5 protein-coding genes are annotated in these 4,003 nt (G+C 63.5%); 1 reads left to right on the top strand and 4 read right to left on the bottom strand.

The features are described 5' to 3' along the window. From WC683_20025 to WC683_20010, 4 genes are all read right to left on the bottom strand, one after another. Positions 1–832: radical SAM protein (locus WC683_20025; GenBank protein ID MFA4974897.1), on the bottom strand; the 832-nt coding region annotated here is incomplete at its 3' end. After that, complete coding sequence (locus WC683_20020) at positions 825–1,589, bottom strand: thiazole synthase (protein MFA4974896.1); 765 nt, start codon at positions 1,587–1,589, stop codon at positions 825–827. The genes WC683_20020 and WC683_20025, both read right to left, overlap by 8 nt. Positions 1,590–1,592: 3 nt before the next feature. Continuing rightward, complete coding sequence (thiS, locus tag WC683_20015) at positions 1,593–1,793, bottom strand: sulfur carrier protein ThiS (protein ID MFA4974895.1); 201 nt, start codon at positions 1,791–1,793, stop codon at positions 1,593–1,595. A gap of 220 nt (positions 1,794–2,013) precedes the next feature. Then, a complete protein-coding gene (locus tag WC683_20010; protein MFA4974894.1) occupies positions 2,014–2,814 on the bottom strand; it encodes an MBL fold metallo-hydrolase in 801 nt (266 codons plus the stop codon). Positions 2,815–2,951: 137 nt separating this feature from the next. On the opposite strand from WC683_20010, the gene alr reads away from it, so the two are divergent. Further along, positions 2,952–4,003, top strand: a 1,052-nt coding sequence (gene alr / locus WC683_20005) for an alanine racemase (GenBank protein ID MFA4974893.1), incomplete at its 3' end; no start/stop codon positions are given.

Genomic DNA, 4,003 nt, shown 5'->3' with positions numbered 1-4,003 from the left:
CGCTCATCTGAGTCACTCCGAGCGGCATGAGCCGATCCCTGAGCGCTGCAGGTTCGCGCGTGGAGAGCACGATCCCGCAGTCGGGGAGAGAGAGCCTCAGCGCGCAGATCATCTGCGCAAGCTCCCTGTCCGAGACGGGGCAGGGGGGCGAGAACTTCGATGAGCAGTCGCGGATCCTGGGCACGCTCACCGACACCTGCGAGCGCCAGTGTCTCTTCATGAGCAGGCGCGCGTGGGCGATGAGGGAGGAGGCCTCGCGCCTCCAGTCGGAGAGCCCGAGCAGGGCGCCGATGTTGAGAAAGCGCATGCCTGCCTTGCCCGCCGCGTCGATCGCGCGGCATCGCGAGCCGAACTCGCTCTTGGGGCCGCGAGGGTGCATGCGCGCGTATACCTCCTCGTCGTACGTCTCCTGGTAGAGAGTCACGCCGTCCACGCCCGATGCGGCCAGCTCGGCGTAGCCTCGCTCGTCGAAGGGCTGGACCTCGACCGAGAGGGAGGCTGCCATGGGCCTGATGCTGCGCGCGATTTCGCAGATCCGATCGAGGGGCATGGCAACGGGGCTCTCGCCCGCGACCAGGAGGAGGTGGCGATGGCCGTGCGATATCACTGCGCGCGCCTCTGCGATCGCCTCTTCGACCGTTAGCGTGCGCCGCTCGATCGAACCTTCTCCCCTGAACCCGCAGTAGACGCAGGAGTTTATGCACTCGTTGGAGAGATAGATGGGCGCGTAGAGCCTGATCGTCCTCCCGAAGCGGCGCGTCGTCAGCTCGTGCGCGGCCCTGGCCATCTGCTCCAGGTGCGCGCCGGCCTCTATCGAACAAAAATTAATCATTGAGAAAACCCGTCAGCGGGCTGGACGCCTCCGCATGATCGAGCTCGGCTGCGCGGCCCGCCTTGAACGCTGCGCGGCCCGCATCCACGCCCAGCCTGAATGCCCGAGCCATGACCACCGGATCGTCGGCTATCGCTATTGCGGTGTTCACAAGCACCGCGTCCGCCCCCATCTCCATCGCCTCCGCCGCGTGCGACGGCGCGCCGAGGCCGGCGTCCACCACGACCGGCACCTGCGCCTGCTCGATGATGATCTTGAGCGAGTCGCGCGTGCGGAGGCCGCGGTTGGAGCCGATCGGGCTGCCCAGCGGCATGACCGCGGCGGTCCCGGCCTCCTCGAGGCGCTTTGCCAGTATCGGGTCGGCGTTCATGTAGGGCAGCACCACGAATCCTTCGCGGACCAGCACCTCCGCGGCGCGGAGCGTCTCCACCGGATCAGGCAGGAGGTATCGCGGCTCCGGGACCACCTCGAGCTTGATCCATTTTCCCAGGCCGGCCTCGTTGGCGAGCCTGGCCAGGGTCACAGCCTCGTCCGCCGTCCTCGCGCCGGAGGTGTTGGGGAGGATGAGATATCTCTCGCGGTCGATGAAGTTCAAGATGTCGAAGGCAGGGGAGGTGAAGTCCACCCTCCGCAGGGCGACGGTGACGATCTCGCCCCCGGACGCATCGAGCGATCGCCTCATCACCTCGTGCGAGGGGAACTTGCCCGTGCCGATGAGCAGCCTCGATGAGAACTCTTTATCCGCGATTTTCAACATGGGTCATCCTCCGCCGATGGGGCGCAATATGTCTATCCTGTCGCCCTCCGCCACAACGTGACATTCATGCCTGTCCCTCGATACGATGGCGTTGTTTATCGCCACCGCAGTGCCGGCGCGCGGCACTCGGAGCATATCCAGGATCTGCGAGATGGTCTGCTCCTGCTCGATCGTCTTCTTCTCTCCGTTGATCATTATCTTCATAAGGGCACCTCTAAAAACCTCGATTTTCACGTTTTGTCATTCCCGCGTGTTGTTAGCGGGAATCCAGCCTTATCTGCTTCCCATGCGTTTTTCCGGACTGGATCCCCGATAACATTACTCGGGGATGACAGGCCAAAAAAACATGTTTTTAGAGGCACCCATAATAAAAAAATGCACCCGATCAGGGTGCGCAATATCAGAGAGCCGATATGCCGTCAAACTATGCGACCTTCTCGACGGATGGAGCGGCCGCCTCGAATTCGAACTTTTCGCCGGGCTCCAGCGGATGGACCCTGGATCTCAAGTCAGGCCTCTCCTCCAGTATCTTCTCCAACCATCTGCGCGGCGCCGCCGGGCTCTCCAGCGAGAGCCTGAACGTCCCGTGATGGATGGGCACCATGTGCGCTGCGCCGAGCTCCTCGAATGCGTTTATCGCCTCGGCCGGGGTCATGTGCTTGTTCCTCATGAGCCAGCGCGGCTCGTAGCTTCCGATCGGGAGCAGCGCGAGTTCGATGCGGCCGAGGTTGCCGGTCTCGCGGAAGTGCGGACCGTAGGCGGAGTCGCCGCAGAAGTAGACGGCGCCCTCCATCCCCGGTTTTCTGATGAGGTACGCGTTCGACCGGGAGATGCCGAGATCGAATATGTGGCTCGAGCTGTGGATCACGGGCAGGGCAGTGATCTCCACTCCGCACGCGAGCTCGTGCACCGCATAGTGAGCGAGCTCGATCACGGGATTGGGCAGATAGCGCCCGATTGCCGGTTCTTTGCCCTCGGGCACGACGATCGGCACGCCCGTGGAGATGTACTTGTAGCTCGAGATGTCAAGGTGATCGCAGTGCGTGTGCGAGAGCAGGATGCAGGCCGGGTCCGGCATGGAGGACGGCGTTATCGGCAGCTTCTGCAGCCTTGGGGAGAGGAAGGCCCGCTTTCCCAAGTGCGGGTCGGTGAGGATCATGGTTTCGCCCAACCACACCTGGGTCGTCCCCTGACCGATGTATGTGCATGAAATCTTTGTGCTCATAGGTCGCGCTTTTTACGCTTCAATGACCGCCAATGCAATACCAAAGCAGGCCCCTGAAACCTCTATTATATTTTGACAACCAGCGGGCGCGCTGTTAGAAGCGGGCGCTCACTAATCGCGAGGAAAAACAGCTAATTATGATTCTCGACTCCTTCGGCAAGACGATGTTCCGGCCGGCCTGGGCGACGATCGACCTCGTGGCCCTGCGCCGCAACTTCGATCTCATCCGGGAGCGCCTGCCCAAAAATGCGGGTGTGCTGGCCATGGTCAAGGCCGACGCCTATGGCCACGGCTCAAAGGAGATATCCCTCTCGCTGGAGAGTGCTGGTGCGCGTGCCCTCGGCGTCGCGACCGTGGAGGAGGGGGTCGAGCTCAGGGAGTTCGGCATCCGCATCCCGATACTCGTGATGAGCGGGCTCATGGGAGAGGGGTCGGCGGCCTCCTTCCGGATGGTCGACGCAGGCCTCACCCCGGTCGTCCACTCCAGCGGGGTGTTGGATTCCCTTGAGGAGGCGGCAGTCAGGGCAGGCCGCTCGGCGGACGTACACCTGAAGATCGACACCGGCATGTCCAGGCTCGGCGTCCGGCCCGAGGCCCTGCCGCAGGTGCTCGCAAAATTCAAATCCTGTCCGCACCTGCGCGTCGAGGGCGTGATGACGCATCTCGCCGACGCGGGTGATGAGGAATTCTCCTCCGGCCAGATCGAGAAGTTCGTTTCCTGCAAAAAAGAGATCGAGGCCGCGATCGGTCCTGTGCGCGTCTGGCACGCGGCCAACTCCACAGCGATCATGCGCGGCGCGGCCCTTGAGTTCGACGGCGCGGAGGAGGTCTGGGCGAGGCCAGGGCTCGCGCTCTTCGGGGACTGCGATTTCGATCATCCCCTGCGGGGCAGCCTAGACCTCGTGATGGGCCTCGAGAGCAGGGTGATGCTGCTCAAGCACGTGCCCGAGGGCTCGAAGGTGAGCTACGGCTGCACGTTCACGACGAAGAGACGCTCCAGGCTCGCGATCGTGCCGATCGGCTATGCCGACGGATACCCGTGGGCCCTCTCGGGCAAGGCCCAGGTATTGATACGCGGCAGGAGGGCGCCGGTGGCAGGGCGGGTGACCATGGACATGATCGTCATCGACGTGACGGACATAGAGGGCGTCTCCGTGGGCGACGAGGTGGTGCTCATGGGGGTCCAGGG

The sequence above is a fragment of the bacterium genome, assembly GCA_041648665.1.
Lineage (GTDB): Bacteria > UBA10199 > UBA10199 > 2-02-FULL-44-16 > JAAZCA01 > JAFGMW01.
The sequence above is the reverse complement of the archived record's forward strand: the minus strand, read 5'-3'. Positions and strand labels throughout refer to the sequence as shown.